The sequence below is a fragment of the Cupriavidus sp. L7L genome (assembly GCF_004353535.1).
Lineage (GTDB): Bacteria > Pseudomonadota > Gammaproteobacteria > Burkholderiales > Burkholderiaceae > Cupriavidus > Cupriavidus oxalaticus_A.
The window spans coordinates 19,160-39,862 of record NZ_SMNY01000036.1; the positions used below are offsets into that span (position 1 = coordinate 19,160).

At 59.7% G+C, this 20,703-nt stretch carries 20 protein-coding genes and 1 pseudogene; 14 read left to right on the forward strand and 7 right to left on the reverse strand.

The features are described from left to right. Positions 1–27 precede the first annotated feature (27 nt). Entirely contained in the window at positions 28–303 is a 276-nt protein-coding gene (locus E1J61_RS28855) for a hypothetical protein (RefSeq protein WP_133097340.1), read from the forward strand. A 326-nt stretch (positions 304–629) separates the two neighbouring features. Next, complete coding sequence (locus E1J61_RS38950) at positions 630–884, forward strand: DUF2933 domain-containing protein (RefSeq protein ID WP_133097341.1); 255 nt, start codon at positions 630–632, stop codon at positions 882–884. A 92-nt stretch (positions 885–976) separates the two neighbouring features. Here E1J61_RS38950 and E1J61_RS38695 read toward each other — a convergent pair whose 3' ends face one another. Further along, the gene (locus E1J61_RS38695) at positions 977–1,108 is read right to left on the reverse strand and encodes a hypothetical protein (protein ID WP_256376145.1); all 132 of its coding nucleotides are present in this window, start codon (positions 1,106–1,108) and stop codon (positions 977–979) included. On the opposite strand from E1J61_RS38695, the pseudogene E1J61_RS28865 reads away from it, so the two are divergent. The 3 genes and pseudogenes from E1J61_RS28865 (at position 1,070) to E1J61_RS28875 (ending at position 4,353) form a co-directional block, all read left to right on the forward strand. After that, positions 1,070–3,320: pseudogene (locus E1J61_RS28865) on the forward strand (heavy metal translocating P-type ATPase). The gene E1J61_RS38695 and the pseudogene E1J61_RS28865 overlap by 39 nt on opposite strands. Positions 3,321–3,375: 55 nt before the next feature. Continuing rightward, entirely contained in the window at positions 3,376–3,792 is a 417-nt protein-coding gene (locus E1J61_RS28870) for a DUF411 domain-containing protein (protein WP_243737034.1), read from the forward strand. Between the two features lie 33 nt (positions 3,793–3,825). Then, positions 3,826–4,353, forward strand: a complete 528-nt coding sequence (locus E1J61_RS28875) for a cytochrome c (RefSeq protein WP_133097342.1) — start codon at positions 3,826–3,828, stop codon at positions 4,351–4,353. A 33-nt stretch (positions 4,354–4,386) separates the two neighbouring features. Here E1J61_RS28875 and E1J61_RS38955 read toward each other — a convergent pair whose 3' ends face one another. The 6 genes from E1J61_RS38955 to E1J61_RS28900 all read right to left on the reverse strand — a co-directional run bounded on the left by E1J61_RS38955 (position 4,387) and on the right by E1J61_RS28900 (position 9,257). Then, positions 4,387–4,557, reverse strand: coding sequence for a plastocyanin/azurin family copper-binding protein (locus tag E1J61_RS38955; RefSeq protein ID WP_371704832.1), 171 nt, complete (start codon positions 4,555–4,557; stop codon positions 4,387–4,389). Positions 4,558–4,710: 153 nt separating this feature from the next. Then, positions 4,711–4,854, reverse strand: a complete 144-nt coding sequence (locus tag E1J61_RS38960; protein WP_371704833.1) for a hypothetical protein — start codon at positions 4,852–4,854, stop codon at positions 4,711–4,713. A 68-nt stretch (positions 4,855–4,922) separates the two neighbouring features. Continuing rightward, positions 4,923–5,840 carry a copper homeostasis membrane protein CopD gene (gene copD / locus E1J61_RS28885; protein ID WP_133097343.1) on the reverse strand — a complete coding sequence of 306 codons (918 nt, stop codon included), beginning with the start codon at positions 5,838–5,840 and terminating at the stop codon, positions 4,923–4,925. A 7-nt stretch (positions 5,841–5,847) separates the two neighbouring features. Then, a complete protein-coding gene (gene copC / locus E1J61_RS28890) occupies positions 5,848–6,234 on the reverse strand; it encodes a copper homeostasis periplasmic binding protein CopC (RefSeq protein WP_133097344.1) in 387 nt (128 codons plus the stop codon). A 35-nt stretch (positions 6,235–6,269) separates the two neighbouring features. Next, positions 6,270–7,319 (reverse strand): copper resistance protein B, encoded by a 1,050-nt coding sequence (locus E1J61_RS28895; RefSeq protein ID WP_133097345.1) that lies wholly within the window; start codon positions 7,317–7,319, stop codon positions 6,270–6,272. A gap of 24 nt (positions 7,320–7,343) precedes the next feature. Beyond that, on the reverse strand, positions 7,344–9,257 hold the full coding sequence (locus tag E1J61_RS28900; RefSeq protein ID WP_133097346.1) for a copper resistance system multicopper oxidase: 1,914 nt from the start codon (positions 9,255–9,257) through the stop codon (positions 7,344–7,346). A 196-nt stretch (positions 9,258–9,453) separates the two neighbouring features. Between E1J61_RS28900 and E1J61_RS28905 the strand changes: the two genes are divergently transcribed. The 9 genes from E1J61_RS28905 (at position 9,454) to E1J61_RS28945 (ending at position 20,466) form a co-directional block, all read left to right on the forward strand. Then, positions 9,454–10,140: a heavy metal response regulator transcription factor gene (locus E1J61_RS28905; RefSeq protein WP_133097347.1), complete on the forward strand. Its 687-nt coding sequence runs from the start codon at positions 9,454–9,456 to the stop codon at positions 10,138–10,140. After that, a complete protein-coding gene (locus E1J61_RS28910; RefSeq protein ID WP_133097348.1) occupies positions 10,137–11,513 on the forward strand; it encodes a heavy metal sensor histidine kinase in 1,377 nt (458 codons plus the stop codon). Before E1J61_RS28905 ends, E1J61_RS28910 begins: the two co-directional genes overlap by 4 nt. A gap of 197 nt (positions 11,514–11,710) precedes the next feature. After that, positions 11,711–12,037, forward strand: coding sequence for a four-helix bundle copper-binding protein (locus E1J61_RS28915; protein ID WP_133097349.1), 327 nt, complete (start codon positions 11,711–11,713; stop codon positions 12,035–12,037). A 1,107-nt stretch (positions 12,038–13,144) separates the two neighbouring features. After that, positions 13,145–13,597 carry a hypothetical protein gene (locus E1J61_RS28920; RefSeq protein ID WP_133097350.1) on the forward strand — a complete coding sequence of 151 codons (453 nt, stop codon included), beginning with the start codon at positions 13,145–13,147 and terminating at the stop codon, positions 13,595–13,597. A 27-nt stretch (positions 13,598–13,624) separates the two neighbouring features. Next, positions 13,625–14,794, forward strand: coding sequence for an HlyD family secretion protein (locus E1J61_RS28925; RefSeq protein WP_133097351.1), 1,170 nt, complete (start codon positions 13,625–13,627; stop codon positions 14,792–14,794). A 13-nt stretch (positions 14,795–14,807) separates the two neighbouring features. After that, entirely contained in the window at positions 14,808–16,307 is a 1,500-nt protein-coding gene (locus E1J61_RS28930) for an ATP-binding cassette domain-containing protein (protein WP_207951274.1), read from the forward strand. 15 nt (positions 16,308–16,322) lie between these two features. Beyond that, on the forward strand, positions 16,323–17,441 hold the full coding sequence (locus E1J61_RS28935) for an ABC transporter permease (protein ID WP_133097353.1): 1,119 nt from the start codon (positions 16,323–16,325) through the stop codon (positions 17,439–17,441). Positions 17,442–17,449: 8 nt separating this feature from the next. Continuing rightward, complete coding sequence (locus tag E1J61_RS28940; RefSeq protein ID WP_165971568.1) at positions 17,450–18,565, forward strand: ABC transporter permease; 1,116 nt, start codon at positions 17,450–17,452, stop codon at positions 18,563–18,565. Between the two features lie 209 nt (positions 18,566–18,774). Continuing rightward, positions 18,775–20,466, forward strand: a complete 1,692-nt coding sequence (locus E1J61_RS28945; protein WP_133097355.1) for an AarF/ABC1/UbiB kinase family protein — start codon at positions 18,775–18,777, stop codon at positions 20,464–20,466. Positions 20,467–20,703: the final 237 nt, after the last annotated feature.

The window sequence follows — 20,703 nt, forward strand, 5'->3', positions numbered from 1 at the left end:
GAGCCAATCGAAAAAAGGAGAAGCAAAATGCGTACGTTGAAGAAGAAGACTCTTGTCGCACTGGCTATTGCAACGCTCGGCGGCGTGGCCGGCATGGCTAATGCTGGCGTGGCCTCGCCGCGCGATTCCTTCACCGATGGCGCCCATGCAATGGGTACACGCGATCCGTTCAGTGACGGCAGCCACGCGATGGGTACGCGCGATCCGTTCAGTGACGGCAGCCACGCGATGGGTACGCGCGATCCGTTCAGTGACGGCAGCCACGCCGTTGGAACACGCGACAACTTTACGGACGGCGTCTGATCCACGCATCGCCCTGCAGGCGCAGCCGTCCCGGTACGGATGTCCTACAGGCATCCGAATGTGGGCCGCGAAAAAGAGCGGCCCACGGGACCCGATTGTTTGGGGGCTGTGTCGTCTTTTCTTGATACGAAGTACAAGGACACAACTCGGCTTGTGGCAGTCGCGTGCTCAGCACTTCGCCCTTCAATACACGCGTTCTCAATAGCGGGTAGCCCATACCGGACCCACCGCGATTAGCCTCTTGAGACTAGTCCCAGCACCGGTGCACCTCCTTGCGCTTGACCTTACAACGATGGGAATGTCTAAGCTGGCGTCTCAGGCGTGACATGAAAGCTTGCCTATCGGGTCGGCGTCATCCTCGTGTAAAGCGTCTGTCATGCAGAACTGCATACGCTAAGCATCAGCGTCCGGTTCTGCACTTGAGCCACGTTGCCTCCTGGCTACCCTTTGCGCTAGTGTTGCTGTGTCCGCTGATGCATATCGTCCAGCAGGGCCACTGGAGCCACGCCAAGGCCGCAGTTTCAGCCAAGTCGGAGGACTTAGTAGATGCGAGGCCCAAAAAACTAAGGGAGCCAGGATGAGTAGGCCAAGTAAAGAACGCGATGCAACGGAGTCCGGCCGCCATGGTGCCGGTGCACATGCCACGGCTCAGGGCCAGTCCGAACATGGCCAGCTACATGAGCATGCGCATCACCATGACCATGTTCGTGAACAGGCGGACACTGGCACCGGGGCAGCGCAGGCCCTTGAAGATCCGGTCTGTGGCATGACCGTCTCGGCCGATTCCAAATTTCAGGCCGAGCATGCCGGCGCTCGGTATTTTTTTCTGCAGCGCGTCTTGCCAGCAGAAATTCGAGGCCGATCCAGGCAAGTACACCATCCCGTCTGAGCCCCCAGCGGCGCCGCCAGCCCCCGAGGGCACCATCTATACCTGTCCCATGCATCCAGAGATCCGCCAGGATCATCCGGGCAACTGCCCGAAGTGCGGCATGGCGCTGGAACCATTGTTGCCGCAGTTGGATGAAGGCGAGAACCCCGAGTTGGTGGATTTCCGTCGCCGCTTCTGGTGGACGCTTCCGCTTACTGGAGTCGTATTCGTGCTGGCCATGTTCGGGCATCGCCTTGGATGGATGCAGGTGCCGACTCAGAGCTGGGTCGAGCTTGCACTGGCGACGCCCGTCGTGCTGTGGGCGGGCTGGCCGTTCTTCGTGCGATGCTACCAGTCGATCATCATCCGCAGCCCGAACATGTGGACGCTGATCGGAATCGGTACTGGCGCAGCCTATGTCTACAGCGTCATTGCGACCGTCACGCCAGGCGTATTTCCGCAGGCGTTCGCCGAGCATGGCCGTGTCGCCGTGTACTTCGAGGCCGCGGCGGTGATCATCTCCCTCACGCTGCTGGGTCAGTTGCTTGAGCTCAAGGCCCGATCCCAAACTTCCGCCGCTATCAAGTCGCTGCTGGGACTGGCACCCAAGACGGCAAGGCGCATCGGTCCTGACGGTGTCGAGGACGACGTGCCACTCACCCATGTCCACGTAAGCGACGTGCTACGCGTGCGGCCCGGCGAGAAGGTGCCGGTCGATGGTGTAGTAACGGAAGGCATGAGCGCGGTCGACGAATTGATGATCACTGGTGAGCCTATTCCGACCACCAAGCGCGCCGGCGACCGCGTCATCGGTGCCACGATGAACACCTCGGGCAGCCTCGTCATCCAATCCGAAAAGGTCGGCTCGCAGACCGTGCTGTCCCAGATGGTCCAGATGGTGGCGCAAGCGCAGCGATCGAAGGCGCCGATGCAGCGAATGGCGGACCAGGTTGCCGGTGTCTTCGTTCTGGGAGTCATCGGCATTGCGATGCTGATTTTTGTCGCCTGGGGGCTTTTCGGTCCCGAGCCGAGCTGGGTATTCGGTCTGATCAATGCCGTCGCGGTGTTGATCATCGCATGTCCTTGCGCGCTCGGTCTGGCCACGCCAATGTCCATCATGGTCGCAAGTGGCAAGGGCGCCTCCAATGGCGTGCTATCCCGCGACGCCGCTGCGATCGAAAACCTGCGCAAGGTCGATACCCTGATTGTCGACAAGACCGGGACTCTCACCGAGGGTCGGCCGGTTTTTGAGCGCGCGATCGGCACAAATGGTTATGCCGAGGAGGACGTACTGCGGTTAGCCGCCAGCCTGGATCAGGGCGGCGAACATCCTCTGGCGGCCGCGATTGTTGAAGCAGCCCGGGATCGCGGCCTGCAGTTGGAAAAGCCGGAGGGGTTCGAGTCGGGCTCCGGGATCGGGGGAAGAGGCAAGCTGGGAGGCAGGAAGGTCGCGATTGGAAACACTGCGCTCATGGAAGCCGAAGGAGTTCCCATCGATCCGCTCGTGGCGCAGGCCGATGAGCTGCGTGCGCAAGGCGCCAGCGTCATGTACCTCGCTATCGAAAGCAAGCTTGCCGGCCTGCTCGCCGTCTCGGCCCCGGTCAAGGCAACGACGCCGGAGGCGCTGGCGCGTCTCAGGGAAGAAAGAATCCGTGTCGTGATGGCGACCGGCGACGGCATCGCAACGGCCAGGGCCGTGGCCGGCACACTCGGTGTTGACGAGTTCCACGGCGAGGTGACGCCGGCGGACAAGCTTGAGTTGGTTAGTTCGCTGCAACAAGCAGGCGCGGTGGTGGCCATGGCGGGCGACGGCGTCAATGATGCGCCGGCGCTGGCGAAGGCGGATGTCGGTATTGCCATGGGCACGGGCACTGATGTCGCGATGAACAGCGCTCAGGTCACGCTGGTCAAAGGGGATTTGCGCGAGATTGCCCGTGCCCGACAACTCTCGCGAGCGACCATTCGAAACATGAAGCAGAACCTCGGTTTTGCGTTCATTTATAACCCCTTGGGCGTTCCGCTGGCCGCGGGCGTTCTGTATCCAATGACAGGCTTGTTGTTGTCGCCGATGATTGCGGCGTTGGCGATGAGCCTGAGTTCCGCCTCGGTCATTACCAATGCGTTGCGGCTCAGGAAGGCTGCCACCTGAGGCTTGTGCCGGCAGTCCGGGGCGACCCTATTCATTTCTCGGGAGTCAGACTTAAGTGACGAAGCTTCTTTTCACTGCGGCATTGCTGGCCATCGGCGTCACGGGGCATGCGGCCTCACCGTCTATGGTGGTGTACAAGGATCCAAATTGCGGCTGCTGCGAGGCCTGGGTCCAGCATCTGAGCGAGGCCGGCATCCGCACCAAGGTCGTCAATTCGAGCGATGTCTCCGCCATCAAGGCGAAGCCGGGAGTTCCGGCACAATTGAGCTCATGCCATACCGCGGTGTTGGAAGGTACCGGCCAGATCGTGGAGGGGCACGTGCCCGCGGCAGCGGTCAGGAAACTCGCCGCGAGCCCTGCCGTGAAAGGCGTGGCAGTGCCTGGCATGCCAGCAAACTCCCCCGGCATGGGCAAGATGGACGGTAAGCTTGTGACGGTTGATTTTGGCGGCAAGCCGTTCTCAATGAACTAAGGTCGGCGAGGATCGGCCAACAGGGTCGCCAACATGGAAGGTTCGAACAAGCCACGCTGGCGGATCGCCGGGCTGATTGTGCTCGGCGCGGCGGCTGCCACCGCCGTTGCACTGCAGACTAAGCGGTATCTCGAGGCGCCCGTAGATGCCGGGAAAGCGGGCGATTCGCGGCAGCTTCGCATCGATGCCGCCGATTCGGTACGGGTTGCGCTGGGTCGGACGATCTACGCGCAGCAGTGTGGGGCGTGCCATGGCGCCAACCTGGAGGGGCAGCCCGACTGGCGCCAGCGGCTGCCAAGCGGCCGAATGCGGGCGCCTCCGCATGACGCTTCCGGCCACACATGGCATCACCCTGATGCCGTGCTGTTTGCAATTACCAAGCATGGCCTGGTCGCGGGCGTTACCGCACCGGCTGGCTATGTGAGCGACATGCCAGCATTCGGACCGTCGCTGTCCGATGAAGACATCATCGCCGTGCTGGCGTATATCAAGAGCACCTGGCCACAGAAAATCGCAGCCGCTCAGCGGGAGGTCACGGAACAGTACGCGGCGCGCAAGTAGGGCGCCGCCCCGGATCCGGTGAGAATTTCGGTGTTATTTGACCGTTACCTTGCCCACCATGCCTGCTTCGTAATGCCCGGGCAGCAGGCAGGCGAAATCAACGGTTCCCGGCCGATCGAACTTCCAGATCAGCACGCCTTGCTGACCCGGCGCGAGCGATACCTGGTTGGCCTCGGCATGCCAGGTCATTGGCATGTTGCGCATGCTCCCTCAATTCGCTGCTGGTCCCGATGACCATCTCGTGTTCCACCTTACCGGTATTCCGGACAACGAAGCGCACGGTATCACCGGCCTTGACCGAGATCTTGTCCGGCGTGAAACGCATCGTGTCATGCATGGCCAGCTTGACGGTGCGGGTCACCCTGGTCGGTCCCCGGGCTTGCCAGCGTTCTGGCTGGCGGCCTGACCGCGGCCGTCCCGATGGTCCCCCATGTTTCCCGCTGCGAGCGCCACCAATGGCACGATGGCCATAGCCAGCAATAGTTGCTTGGTCGGATTCATGCGGGCCTCCTTGGCAAGTTGCTGTGGTGGCCGGTTGCGAGGGGATACCGTTGCGAGATACTGGCCGATTACATCCCAGCCGGCGAAAGGACGCCGAGCGATGCCACCAGCGCCAAAATTAGCGTTGCGGCGCTGGTCTCGAACATCAGGCTGCGGCGCAACGTACGTACGGCCCCATCGTGATCGCCCGTCTTTACTGCCTGTTCGAGTTGCGGGGCGAGCCTAAAGCGGTTCGCTGCAGCCAGTGCCAGCATGGCGCCAAACAGCGTGATCTTGACAATCAGCAGGCCGCCATACGATGTGAGAGAGAGATCGTCTGGCAGCGTCGGGCCGACGATCACCCAGTAGTTCATCGCGCCCGTGACCGTCAATGTTGCGACCATGATCGTGCCAACCTGCGCAAATCCGTTGGACGTACGGCTGAGCAAGGCGGCCGTTGCCGGTGACGACGGCCTTGACAGTATCACGAACGCGACAAGCGCGCCGACCCAGGCACCTGCGGCCATCAAATGGGCGATATCGGAGGCGAGGTGGAGATACCGCCGCACGCCGTCACCCATGGCGCCATGCCCGGCCCACGCGAGCGTCGACAGGGCAATGCCGGCGGTGGCGGCGAGAGCGCCGAACTGGAAGCGCGGCCACCGGTGGGCAAACAACGCAAGCAGCGAGCAGAGGAGCAGGGCAACCAGCCGCACCGTCCAGGCGGCGCCGAAATCGGTGCCCGTCAGAATCATTTCGAAGACGTGGCTCTGCAGCTCTGAATACTCGGATGCGCCGGTCATGCCTTTGGCCATCACCACCATGTTCGCAAGCGACAGGACGATGCCGAGCGCTGCGATCACCGCAGTGACCGTCACATGGCGCGAGCCGATGCGCGACGACAATTCTTCGCGGCGAAGCGCGTAGAGTCCGAACAGCGGGAGCCCGAACAGCGTCGTCAGGTCGAAATAGAGTGCAAAGCGCACCGAAACGGTTACCCAGTCCATATGCGGATTACTTGACCGTGAAGGCGATATTCCCGTTGATCGGATGGGTATCGGACGACACGGCGCGCCAGTCCACGCGATAGGTGCCGGGCACCAGCGGCTGAGCCGGGGTGATGACCATGGTCTTCGGATCATCGCTGCCGGAAACCTTGGCGGCGACCTTCATCGGCGCATGGTCGGCCATGCCCGGCATGCCGGTCATGACGAGGTTGGCGCCGGAGAATTTGGTCATCAGGTCTTCTGAGAACTTCAGTTCGATCTTCTGCGGCGCAGAAACCTCGGCCTTGTCAGCCGGCGTCGACGAAACCAGCTTCGGGTGTGCGAAAGCCACGGAACTGGCCAAGGCGGCGGCGATTGCCAGCGTGGCTTGCAGGAGGGAACGGGGCGCTTGCATGATGAACTCCGGATAGATGCGGGTTAAATACGCTGTTAAAACCACATGCGAACACCCGCCACGAAGCGAGTCTCGCCACTACGTCCGCCGGACGCACGAACCATGTCGGCGGTATTGCCAAAGGTCTGGTAACGCTCGACACCGATATACGGTGCGAACTGACGGCTCACCTCATAGCGCAGGCGCACGCCTACGGCGCCATTGGCCAGGCCGCTGCCGATACCGACGGCGGGGTCGTTCTTGCCATATAAATTGGCCTCGATCCTGGGCTGCAGGATCAGGCGTTGCGTAATCAGCAGTTCATACTCGGCCGACAGGCGCAGGGCGGTCCGACCCTCGGTACCCAGGTAGCCGGTCGCGTCCACCTCGAACCAGTACGGCGCCAGGCCTTGCACACCGAAGGCCAGCCAGTTGCGGGCAGGACGCCCGTAGCCGGCGTCGTTCCGAATACCTAGCTGCGTATCCCAATAGGTGGCAATTGCATGGCCCCACAGCAGTTCAGTCCGGGCTTCGTGGACTTTGCCTTTCTCGACCTCGCCTTCAGCCTTGATCACGAACTTGTTGTAGGTGCTGCCGAACCAGGCCTGCGCCTCGTAGGCGGCGGCATTGCTGTCGTTGCCTTTGGCCCATTCCAGTCGGTCCACCAGGACGGAAGCAAACAGATGTTCGTCCGCCATATGCAGCGATCGGGCCGGTCCTAGGGCATATTCGCCAACACCAAGTTGGTAGCCGCCCGAATAGGCGTGCGGATCGCGGGCATCCGGCGGCGCGCTACCTCCTTGCATCTTCATGTCCCCATGGTCCATGCCCTGCATGGCACTCTGATCCATGGTTTGCAGCGAGCCCTGGTCCATGGTCTGCATCGAGCCTTGGTCCATGCCCTGCATCGAACCGTGATCCATGCCTTGCATGCTGCCGGCTTGGCTCGGGGACTTCGGTTGTGAGGCGGCCTTGGCCTTTTCCGTTGTACCAGAGGACGTTGACTCGGCCTGGCCGTCTGGCGTGTGGGAGTGCTGCGCCCATGCGACGCTCATGCCCGCGGAAGCGAGCACGGCGGCGACGACGGTTCTTGTGTGCTTGTACATGGCGTATGCGTATTCAGTTAGAGGTCAGGCCACCAACACTTCGCGGAACATCCCCGCATCCATGTGCATCATCAGGTGGCAATGCCACGCCCAGCGGCCCAAGGCGTCCGCGGTGACTAGAAAACTGATGCGCTGTGCCGGCTGTACCGGAATCGTGTGCCGACGTGCCTGGAACCTGCCGTCCGGCGCCTCCAGCTCACTCCACATCCCGTGCATATGCATCGGGTGGGTCATCATGGTGTCGTTGTGGAGGATGACGCGCAATCGCTCGCCATGCTTGAAATAGACCGGTGTCGATTTCCCGAACTCAACGCCGTCGAACGACCAAGTGAAGCGCTCCATATTGCCGGTCAGGTGCAGTTCCACCTCACGTCCGGGACCACGCGCATCCAGGGGGCCGCCGATAGTGTGCTGGTCCGCCAGCGTGAGGACCTTTCGGCCGTTGTTGCGCAGGCCGATGCCGGGATCGTCCAGGTTGGTGCGGGCCATGTCCACGCGCATATCCGTGCTGGCGCCGTACTCGGTTTTCGCATGTCGCGCCTTGGTGCTGGGAACCTTGAGCGAGTTATCCGCTCCCCCGCCGGTCATGGCTTGCAGGTTATGATCCATCGGCGTTGTCCCGTGGTCCATGCCGGACATGGCCGCTCCCCCGTGGTTCATCCCGCCATGGTCCATCCCTTGCATGTTCATGCCACCGTGATCCATGCCTTGTATCGCCATGGCCCCATGGCTCATGCCTGCATGGTTCATGGCCCCATGGTCCATGCCTCCCATATCTCCCATCATGTCCGCCATGGTCAGCCACTCGGCCTTGTCGAGCGCTGGGACCGGTGCGCTAAGGCCTTCGCGAACGGCCAGCGTGCCACGGGCGTAGCCCGTCCTGTCCATGGCTTGGGAGAAGATGGTGTAGGCATCGTCCCGGGGCTCCACCACCACGTCGCAGGTTTCGCCGGGACCGAACCGGAATTCATCAACCGTGATGGGCTCGAGATCCTGTCCGTCGACCTGCACCACCTTCAGCTTCAGACCCGGAATGCGCACGTCATAAAACGTGTTGCCGGCCCCGTTGATAAAGCGCAGCCGCACTTTCTCACCAGGCTTGAATAGGCCGGTCCAGTTGCCGGCGGGCGTGACGCCATTGGTCAGATAGGTCAGCGTTGCACCGGAGATGTCCGCGATGTCGGTCGGATTCATGCGCATTTCGTTCCACATCTTCCGCTTGGCGAGCGCGCTTTTCATGCCCTCATTGGAGACGTCACGGAAGAAGTCGATGACCGTCGGTTGGTTGTAGTTGTAATAGTCGCTCTGGACTTTCAGTTTCGAGAGGACCCGCATCGGATCCTCATCGGTCCAGTCAGACAGCAATACCGTGTAGTCGCGATCGGCGAGGATCGGATCCTTGCCGGAAGCGGGGTCAATCACGATGCCGCCGTATACGCCGGTCATCTCCTGGAAGCCGGAATGCGAGTGATACCAATAGCTGCCCGTCTGGCTGACCTTGAAGCGATAGGTGAAGGTCTGGCCGGGGGCGATGCCGGCGAAGCTGATGCCCGGCACGCCATCCATCTGGAACGGCAGGATGATGCCGTGCCAGTGGATCGACGTAGGTTCGCGCAGTCGATTCGTGACCCGAATGGTCACGGTGTCGCCTTCGCGCCAGCGCAGCGTGGGGCCGGGCAGCATGCCGTTGATGGTGGTTGCTACACCAGGCTTGCCGGTGAAGTTGACCGCCGATTCGGCGATCACCAGGTCGAATTCCGTCCCGCGCAGGACTGGGGCAGTGCCGTACCCGGCACGCCGAGGGGCGTCTGCCTGCGCCCAAGCGCTGCTGCCAAGGCCGGCCAATCCTGCCATCACGCCGCCTGCCGCCAGGCCTTGCACGAAACGGCGGCGCGGAAGGTTGGGCAGAACAATGCCAGACGGTCGATCGCGTCGCATGAAAATAGTCCTCGTTTGCTGGATAGCCGCGTCATAAGGCGGCATGTCGAGAGTAGCGAGAGGGAGGCTACCGCCAACTGACCCCAACATTACATTCCGGTAAGGTTCCGGTCACCTACGCGGCGTCTGGGTAGACTAGCCCCAGGAAGAGCAGGGTCGACACGCTCGCTCGCGGTGCAGGTAGGGGAGGCGCGCAATGAAACTGCTGGTAATAGAGGACGAATCGAAAACCGGGGAGTACCTTCGGCAGGGATTGAGTGAGGCGGGATTCGTCGTCGATCTGGCGGCCAATGGGATTGACGGCCAGCACTTGGCAATGAACGAGTCATATGACCTGATCGTGCTCGACGTGATGTTGCCGGATGTTGATGGATGGCGAATTCTGCAGACCATCCGCGCCGCTGACAACGCTGTGCCGGTGTTATTCCTGACGGCCCGCGACAGTGTGGTTGACCGGGTCAAGGGCCTGGAGTTGGGCGCCGACGATTATTTGGTCAAGCCGTTTGCTTTCTCGGAGTTGCTCGCCCGGGTGCGTACCTTGTTGCGCCGCGGTACCGCACAACTGGCAATGGATCGCATTCAGGTTGGAGACCTGGTTCTCGACCTGGCACGGCGGCGAGCTTCGCGCGGCGGTCGCCGAATTCCCCTTACCAGCAAGGAATTTGCCTTGCTCGAGCTGCTGGTCCGCCGCCACGGCGAAGTCTTGCCGCGGTCCTTGATTGCCTCCCAGGTTTGGGACATGAATTTCGACAGTGACAGCAATGTCATTGATGTCGCCATTCGCCGTTTGCGGGCAAAGATCGATGACGATTTCGAGCCGAAGCTGATTCAGACCGTCCGGGGCATGGGTTACGTACTGGAAATGCCGGAGGATGGGGAATGAAGCAGCGTCTGTCGCTAACACTGCGCTTGACGATCTTGTTTTCCCTGTCGTCCGCAGTTGTGTTGCTGGGTCTTGGGATATTGATCTGGCTGGCGATGGACCACCATTTTGCCAACGAGGACTATGTGGTCCTCGGCGACAACATCCGCCTGATCCAGAAGATCGCCGGCGAACAACCGGTCGAAGGCCTGCCGCCCAGATTGAAGGAAATGGTGGAGCACCATCCAGGATTCGTGGCCAATGTCCGAACCACGCACGGGCAAGCTGTGTATGCCACTGCTGGCTTTGATTTCGGACCGGCGTTTGAGAGGCTCGCCCGGCTGCGGCCGGACCAAACCTCGTTTATCTGGGAGCAGAAAGGCCAGGAGTACCGCGGGATGCGTGCATTGGCCAGAGATGGAAGTGGCGGTGCGCTGACCGTCATGGTTGGCATGAACACGGAGATTCATGCCCATTTTATGCACGCCTTTCGGAGGTCTCTTGCGTTCTACATCGCGCTGGCGGCCGTCGCGAGCGGCCTATTCGGGTGGTGGGCAGCCCGACGTGGACTGGCGCCATTGCGGATGATGGCCTCGCGCGCCAGCGGCGTCAATGCCCAACGACTGGATGCGCGCATGCCGGTGGATGCCGTGCCGGTAGAAATGGCGGACTTGGCCGTAACCCTTAACGCCATGCTCGAGCGCCTGCAGGACGCTTTTCGTCGACTCTCTGAGTTTTCGTCGGACCTTGCGCATGAGCTGCGCACGCCAATCACCAACCTGATGACCCAGACGCACGTCGTACTGTCTCAGCCCCGCGACGCCGACAAATATCGGGACGTGCTTGCCTCGAATGCGGAAGAACTGCAGCGTCTCAGCCGGATGGTCTCCGACATGCTATTTCTCGCAAAAATGGAGCACGGTATCACGCTGCCGAACGAGGAAAATATAAATGTTACCGATGAGGTGCGCGCGCTGTTCGATTTCTACGACGCACTCGCGGAAGACAAGGGCGTGCGCCTGCGGCTTCAAGGCCAAGCGAGAATTGTCGGCGACCGGCTGATGGTGCGGCGGGCCTTAAGTAACCTCCTGTCGAACGCTTTGCGCTACACGCCCGAAGGCAAGGGAATTCTGGTCGAGACTAGGGAGCTGCCCGGCAATGTCACCATCGTCGTGGAGAACGAAGGTGTCGAGATCAGCCCGGAGTTATTGCCGTCCATCTTTGACCGATTCTTTCGCGCCGACAAGTCGAGGACCCGAGCGGAGTCCGAGAGCGCGGGCCTTGGCCTGTCTATCACGCAGGCGATCATGGCCGCACACGGCGGGGAGATATCGGCCGAGTCGTCAGCAGGCAAGACCCGCTTTATCCTGAGGTTTCCGCTGCAGGCCAAGTGATGGAGCATGTGGTCACGTTTTCACAGGTGCCAAACAAGGGCAGCGAATCAACATAGGAATGTCTCTTGTCATCGTCTTGTAATCAAAATGTAAGGTGAAATCTGCGCGGGTCGATGCCGGGGATCTGGCGCGCGAATTGCTGCCATTGGAATGGCGTTTCTCAATACGCCAACAAACCATTCCGAAGGAGCTTCGTCATGTCACATGAAAACTTCCAGGCCTGTATTGATGCCTGTAACGCCTGCGCTGTCGCTTGCAACCATTGCGCGGTATCTTGCCTGCAAGAACAGAACGTCGATGAAATGCGCAAATGCATTGAACTCGATATGGATTGTGCGCAGATTTGTGCGTTTGCTACGGCTGTCATGTCTCGCGGAAGCCAGTACGCAAAGGAGATTTGCCAGCTCTGCGCCCGGGTCTGCGACGATTGCGGTACGGAATGCGCTAGGCACGAGGCGAAACACTGTCAGGACTGCGCGAACGCCTGCCAGCAATGCTCGCAGGAGTGCCGCGCCATGGCCTGATTGCAAGGCCCATCCATCGTTGGATCGCGGCTCCAGCGTTCCATCTAGCCGGCCGCGTGGGCCATCCGTGTAACTCACAGCAGGGCGTGAACGTCCGGGTCACCCTCCGCAATGGAGATCACCGCTGAGTAATGATCAAATGCAGGCCGATTGCCATTGCCGACCAATACCTGCCGAATCCGCCTTGGCGCTGGCCGACCCCCAGCCCGAGCTATGAAGCATGAAGCGCACTCTTCACGCTCTTCGCTCTCGGGTTGGCGGTAGCTGGGCTCCCAGCCGCCTGTGGCAAGGCCTTTCGCCGCAATGAGTCTCGCGCGATCCGTGTATATGTAAGTTCTTGATAGATAGGAACTTTCAGGAACAAACCGCCAGAAAATGCACGGAAAGTACGCCCTCCGAGAGCGCGAAATTACCGCTCTTGCCTTCGAAAATCAATCTCCAACTCCATTTTGAGTTCAATGTCGGGCTCGGCCTCCCCGAAGGGTGTCGTCGCGAACAGCCTGCCGCTTTCCTTGTCGTATCGACCTTGATTTGCTGAGCTGGGGCTCCGAGCCAGCTGGCCGGCTAATCTGGCAAACCTGTCTTCTACAGGAAGAGACAAGTCCCGCGATCCCCCACATTCCTGGAGACGTGCACATTCCGTATCCCTGTCTCTTCGAGTGCCAGAAACGTGTTGGAGCGTGCGTCCGCCCAATGACCGGCGTATACCAGCTAATCCCGATGGTCACTCACTCGGCAAGAATCTCGGCGGGGCGGTTTACGGGCGTCCGGAATGGACAATTCTCCGAAACACTGGCGCCAATGATCCATCGAGATTGACGCAAGTCAACCTGGAAAGAAACCCCATTTCTAAACTTCCTTCAGAGGAAGACGGTGCCGCAACTCGCGTGACGTTAACATCGCCTCATATCGAGGATGCTGGCAACGGACGGAAGATCCGCGCGACATTCTAGAAACGTTCGCCACTCGTCATGTCGGTTGCGGAGTTCTCCAAGGATAAACGAACTTACGGCCGCTTAAGGCGGCTGTCCTAGTTGTCCTCCGCCGGAGCGCGGAGCATATGGCATGTACGACACATGGATTACCTGGAACAGGAGGAGGACTGCCATGCGATCCGATCGCCGGAGGTATCTCGGATGCATCTTCGTCGCGGCGCTTTTTGCGATGCCATCGCACTTGCTAGCGCAATCGCGCTTGGAGCGGGATGGAGTAGTGCTTTACTGGGGCCTAATGCCCGCAGCCATAGTCGCGCAGAGGCATGCGCTTGAAGAGATGCACGGAACCGTACCATCAGGGGGCCGACTTCAGCATCTGGTCGTGGCGCTATTTCGCGCCGATGGCTCTCGCATTGACGACGCGATCGTGCGTGCACAACTCAGCGAAACAGGCATCGTCGACTCTCCGCCAAAGTACCTGACTCCGATGACCATTAATGGAGAAGCGTCATACGGGCAGATCTTCACGACGCTCCTTAGTGGAACGGCTCATTTCCGCATCTACGTAAAGCTTCCAAGGCGCGAATCTGACATTGAATTCGGAATATCTGCCTCGCCGCAATAAGCCGGGGCCCAGAACGGAGCGTCCCCAGTGAAGCAGAAAATTTTGCGATATGGCATTGCCGTGACAGGGGTGGTGGCGCTGGCGATAGGGGTGGCCGTATACCTTGGCCAGCGCACCAGACAGACAGAGGGCCTGCTAGACGGAAATGGCCAGGTCCGCGGCACAGAGGTAACAGTTAGCGCCAAGATCGCTGGGGTCGCTGACGTCGTCGCAATTCGAGAGGGCCAGATCTTAAAGACCGGCGATCTTGTCATCTCCATTGCCGCACGCGATCTCGAGGCGCGCCTGGATCAAGCTCGGGCGCAAGCGGCGGGGGCCGATGCCCTAATTGCTGAACTTGACGCGCAGATTAAGACATTCGATGTCATGTCGGAACAAGCGAAGGCCAGTGCGACTGTCACCGCTAGTGCCTCCACGCACGAGGTCCATCGACTATCAGAGGCGCTTTCCAGGGCGAAGGCGGAAGTCGTCGCGGCCGAAGTGCAGGTCAATCAGGATCGCAAGACTTACGAGCGTTTTGAGAAACTGCTTGCCCAGGGATTCATCAGCAAGAATTACTTCGACGAACTGGTGGCTCGCTATCGTGCCTCGGAAGCCAGATTGACCGCTGCGCGTCAAGCCCGTGATGAAGCGCAAGCAGCGCTCGAGAAAGGGCGTGCGGTCTCCGGAGAAGTGGCCATTAAGCGATTGGACGTACGGCGCATAGCGGCCGAGCGAGACCGCGTGAGTGCAGCACGTTTGACAGCATCACTTCAGGCCGGAGCGGCACGAGCGCGTGTTGCCGAGATGGAGGCCCTACTAGCCGACACACGGATCCTGGCACCAGTGGACGCCACCGTCATGGCCAAGCTTGTCGAACCCGGGGAACTGGTTGCCGCGGGCCGCCCGCTCGCCACGCTCGTCAATCTCTCCGATTTGTATGTGCGGGTCTACGTTCCCGAGCGCGACGTGGGGAGGATCCGCCTTGGAAACCCAGCACGTATTTTTGTCGATGCGTTTCGGGACCGGGCATTTCCCGGCAAGGTCATTGAGGTCGCGCAGCAAGCCGAGTTCACGCCGAAGGACGTACATATGAAGGATGAACGCGAAAAACTGGTCTTCGGTGTGAAGATCGCAATCGAGAATCCAGATGGGCTGCTCAAACCGGGAATGTTCGCGGATGTCAAGATCAAGGTAGATCAGAATGCGGCGTGGTGAGACCAATACCGAAGTGAAAACGGATCTGACACCAGTGATTCCGGCTGTGACGATTCAGTCCGTGTCCCGGCGCTTTGGAAAGCGGACAGCCATCGACGATTTGTCGCTCGAAATCCAGAAAGGAGAACTATTAGGCATAGTCGGCGCTGATGGCGCCGGCAAGACTACGCTGCTGCAGATGATCTGCGCGATTTTGGACCCAAGCAAGGGCCGCGTTTCCGTAGCTGGATTCGATAGCGTACGCCATGCAGCGAGCATCCACGCGAAGCTGGGCTATGTCCCACAGTCCTACTCCTTGTACGGTGAACTGACCGTTGTCGAGAATTTGGCATTCTTCGCCGAAATTAGAGGCGTTCATGGCCCGGAATTTGCGCGAAGGCGCGAGCGCTTACTTCACTTCTCTGGCCTTGGGCAATTTCTCGATCGCCGGACCAAATCGCTCTCCGGGGGCATGCAGAAAAAGCTCGCTGTCTGCTGTGCCCTTGTGCACGAGCCAGACATCCTCGTACTTGACGAACCCACACTCGGTGTCGATCCCATCTCTCGGCGAGATCTATGGACGATGCTATTCGACGCTCACGCCAATGGCAGGACTATTATCTGCGCGACTTCATATATGGACGAGGCTGCACGCTGCAATCGCGTTGGAGTACTGTCCGACGGCCGGCTTCTTGCATGTCAGAGACCAGAGCACTTCGGAACAGACTTTGAAGCGAGCGTGAAGCACCTGCTTTCGCCGAGCGTCTCGATTCCACGGACTCCCGTCTTCTCGCCGCGCGAAGTAGTTGGTGAGGCAATCCGCGTTGTGGAATTGACGCGTCGGTTCGGAGCTTTTACCGCGGTCGACCACATCAACTTCACCGTTGCCCGGGGCGAGGTCTTTGGCTTGCTCGGTCCCAATGGGTCGGGAAAGAGCACGACGATCAAGATGCTCACTGGGATCTTACCAGCTTCAACGGGAAGCATGGAGGTGGCCGGGATGGACGTGGCCACGCGACCGGGCGCGGTCAAGGGGCGAGTCGGATATATGTCGCAGCGATTCTCGCTATATACCGACCTAACAGTGGACGAGAACATTGAATTTTTCGGCACCGTCTATGGCCTGGGGGCGTCTGTGCTCGCCGAGCGGCGGAACTGGGTATTGGACCTTGCAGGCTTGGCCGGGCATGAGCGCAAACTTGTCAAGACGCTTTCCGGCGCAATTAAGCAGCGGCTTGCCCTTGGTTGCGCTGTACTTCATCGACCAGATGTGCTGTTTTTAGACGAACCCACATCTGGAGTCGACCCCGTCTCGCGGGATGCATTTTGGCGGTTGATCGCGGAAATCGCTCGTGCCGGCACCGCAGTGCTGGTAACCACGCACTACATTCGGGAGGCCGAGCACTGTGATCGTGTCGCCTTTATCGACCGCGGGCACCTTTTGGCAACGGACGCTCCCGATGCGCTGCGGAGGCGTCACGGTGGCGCGGAACTCGAGGATGTCTTCGTCGCCTTGATGACCGCAGGAAGCTAGAGCAATGGGGGCACGATGCTGGCAGCCTTGCTGAGAAAGGAGACCCTCGAAATCGCCCGCGATCCGATCACGCTCGCGGTAGCCCTAGTATTGCCCCTCATCATGCTGCTTCTGTTTGGATACGGCTTGTCGATGGATGTGGAGCACGTGCGAACCGTTGTCTACGATCAAGATCGCTCGCAGGAAAGTGCGCGATTTGTTGAAGCGTTCACACAGGGTACCTATTTCGAGCGCCGCGGCAACGTCTGGTCGCTGCGCGAGGCCGGTGCCGCTCTCGACAGGGGCAACGCGACCGTAGTCATTATTATCCCACCGGATTTTGGGCGTCGGCTTGCCGCCGGTGTGGCTGCGCCGGTGCAAATTCTGCTTGACGGCTCCTTCTCGCCCACCGCACTTATCGTCTCCAATTACGCTACCGCGATTGTCAATCGCTTCTCAACACGGCTGGCCGAGGAGCGCCTCGACCGGTTTGGACTGAAACCACCACCACCCGTTCGGCTCGAGTCGCGCGTTTGGTACAACGCACCGATGAAGACGGTCAACTACATCGTCCCGGGGTTGTTTGCGGTCCTGCTGATGGCGTTTCCACCGATGCTGACCGCTCTCGCAGTGGTCCGCGAACGTGAACGTGGCACGATTGAGCAAATCTATGTCTCGCCGGTGAGTCCGACAATGTTTATCGTTGGCAAGATCATTCCCTACGCCGTCATTGCGTTCTGTGAGATGTTGCTGGTATTGCTAGTCGGCATAGCCTGGTTCGAGATTCCAATGCGCGGCAGCCTTGGCTTGCTCCTTGGCGTCTCGATGCTCTATGTGTTCGTGACCGTGGGGCTTGGTGTTGCGATCTCGGCAATGGCCAAGACGCAGGTTGCCGCGGTACTTCTGTCCGCCGTCGGTACCTTGATGCCATCGTTCCTCTTTTCGGGGTTCCTATTCCCTATCACCACTATGCCGTATGTCCTGCAGCTCTACACGTATATATTTCCCGCCCGGTATTTCAACGATATAAGCCGTGATCTTTTCCTGAAAGGCGTCGGAATCGAATATCTGTGGGGAAACGTTGCGTTACTCGCACTCTACGCGGTCCTGCTCATCATCGCGGCCAGCCTGACGCTGCGAAAGAAGGTGGCCTAATGCGTTGCATGCTCGCCGCCATTCGCAAAGAGTTCCGGCAGTTCATGCGGGACTGGCTTCTCGTTGCCCTGGTGGTCTTCACCTACACCGCGGATCTGGTGATATGCACCAGTGCGCTTTCCTTCGACGTACGCAATCTGAAGCTCGCTCTTTACGATGGCGACCGCAGCCAACTGAGCACGACACTGGTCGAGCGGTTCGTCGCCAGCGATTACTTTACTAAACTCATTCAAGTCTCCCGCATGGCGGACGTTAATCATCTGCTCGAGGCAAGCCAGGCAGATCTCGCCTTGATCATTCCACCGGGCTTTTCGCAGGACGCCGATGCCGGACGCGCGACCGAAGTGCAAGTTCTCCTTGGCGGAACCAACTCTAATACGGCCAACGCCGCGCGCGGCTATGCCACGACAATCGTTGGCAGTTTCGCGCGCGACGTCCTAGTACAGCATGCGCAGCGGCATGGAATCATGGTGGATCTCCCCTCCGTCCACGCAGAGGTGAGAATCTGGTACAACCCTCAATTAGAGTTTGCCCATTTTATGGCAGTGTCGATGATCGTCTCCGCAGGATTAATGGTCGGCGTGATTACTGCAGCGGCCGGACTGGTGCGAGAGAAGGAATCGGGGACCATCGAACAGCTTGTCGTGACACCGCTTCGCAGCCACGAAGTTATCCTCGCCAAAGCTGCGCCACCGTTTGTGATCGGCATGCTGGCCCTCGCGCCCAGTCTCTTTATTGCACGGGCGTTCGGCGTGCCACTGGCCGGCAACCTGGCACTATTTGTCGCGGCCTCCGCCATAGCGCTCGTCGCCTTCCTGTCTATTGGGTTTTTTATCGGTACCTTGGCCGACAACCTTCAACAGGCGCTCCTGTTAGCCTTTTTTGTTCTCTTTCCGCTGCTGTTTCTGTCCGGCACGATCTCGCCGATCGAGAGTTCACCGATCTTCATTCAATCGCTCTCGTTATTGAGTCCGGTGAGATATTACATGGAGATTGCACTGGGGATCCTGTTGAAGGGCGTAGGGCTAGAGGTTCTTTGGCCTCAGCTTTCTGCACTTGCGGGCACCGGCCTGGTCCTTGGCGCATGGAGCGTTCTGCGACTGCGAAAGCAAATGTTTACGTAGCCACTCACTGTCCGGTGCCGGTCGTCCATGGCAAGGGGCGCGGCGAACGGGGGACGCTCTCTGGGAACAGCCGGCCGAAGAATGGGGGCCATGAAGTTCCGTGCTCTGCGAGACATAGCCCATATGTACTTGGCCGGTACAACAGCACCCTGAATCGTGAACGCTCGCACTCGAACCGAAAGTGAAGAATTAACCTTGGGAGTTTCGCCATGCAAATACGTGAAGCTGAGGAAGCGGAGCGCAGCCCGGCTTCCACCGAATTGCCGCGGCTCTTGCAAATCCTGCGCGAACTAGCGTCGACGGGCTGGGCACATTACGTGGAGCGGTTGCGGGTTGGACGGACCGTGTTCGACCAAACGACCGAAGCGTCGAAAGCCGATACTCATGACGCCAAGCGGCTCCGGCAGATGCTGGAAACCCTGGGACCGGCTTTTATTAAGTTTGGTCAGCTTCTCAGTTTGCGACGCGACCTGTTGCCGGAGAGTTATACCGACGAGTTGCAGCATCTTCAGGATAACGTCGCCGTATTTCCCGGGGCTCAAGCGCGCGCCATCATCGAGCGGGAACTCGCAACGCCGATAGGGGAACTATTTGCTGAGTTCGACGAAGCGCCGCTCGCCGCCGCATCGATCGGCCAGGTTCATACGGCCCGCCTCAAGAATGGGACTAGCGTCGTAGTCAAGGTGCAGCGCCCTGGTATCGCGCCCATCATTCACACTGATATTAGAATCATGCGCTTTCTCGCCCGGCGGCTGGAACTGCATGTGCCGGAAAGCCGCAGGTTCGGGCCGTCCGATCTGGTTGAAGAATTCGCTCGCTGCATCACCGACGAGCTAGACTATCACGTCGAGGCGCGCAGCGGCGATCACCTGCGCGAGAACTTCGTGGATGATGCTGATGTCTTTGTGCCACCCATCTACTGGGACCTGACGAGCCAGCGAGTCCTGACGATGGAGCGAAGCCGAGGCCACAAGCTTGCTCAACAGATGCCAACGACTCCCTCAGGTCGGCGACGTATTGCAGAAAAGCTGATGCGTTGCTACCTCAAGCAGATTTTCGAACATGGGTTTTTCCATGGCGATCCGCATCCCGGCAATGTGTTCATACTTCCTGACGGACGGCTCTGTTTCCACGACTTTGGCATCATGGGCGAGCTGTCGGCGCACGACCAGGATGCGCTTGCCCAGCTTATCCTGGCTGTCAGCTCGGAGGAAGTTCCATGGATGGTGGATGCCTATTTCGAGATGGGTGTCGCCGCCGAGGAGGTTGACCGCCGGGCCTTTACTGACGATGTCGCAAAGGCGCTCAAGAAGTATTATGAGGCAGCGGGAAAGGGGTATTCGTTCAGTGAGATCGTTCGCCAGTTCACGCAACTCAGCCAGCGTCATCAAATTCGCCTGCCCCGGCAATTCCTCCTAGTGGCAAAGGCATTCATGGCGGTCGAGTCCCAAGCGCTGGCGTTGGATCCGGAGTTCAACGTCCTGGCATCCCTCCACGACTACGCTCCGCATTTGCTTGGCCGCCGCATCCAGCAAGGGTTCAATCGTCCGTTCGTCGAACTCGGTCGAAGCTTTCGCACCCTGCGTTCGCTACATCATGCGGCAACAAGTCTTCCCGATATGCTAAATCGCGCAGTGGATGTGCTGAGCAGCGGCAAGGCGACCCTTCATATCGAACACGATCAGTTGGCTGGGTTGGAAGAGCATATCGACCGCGCGAGCAACCGGATGAGTTTAAGCCTGATTATTGCGAGTGTCGTCATCGGCTCCTCGATCGTCATGACGTTTCATAGTGGCCCTCACTATCTGGGAATTCCTCTGCTCGGGCTTGTGGGATTTGTCATTGCAACCGTAATGGGCCTTGCGTGGGCAGTTGCCATTTTTCGCTCCGGTCGGTTTTAGCTGCGCGTGAGCTGATGCCAGTTTGACCGAAGATCTCCACACGTTGAGGTCTTCTCACGAACCCAGCTGACTGAGCTTCGACGCGCGACGTTTTTAGCGGCCCAGGGAGAAATAGCTCGGTCTTCCCAAATACACTCGGTTGCCCAGCAGCCGAACGCGGGATTTCGGTTGATTCTTGTCAACTTAGTGGCAGGCACGTGGCGTATAGTGCAGAGTGAATCGTCTTCCGTAGATATG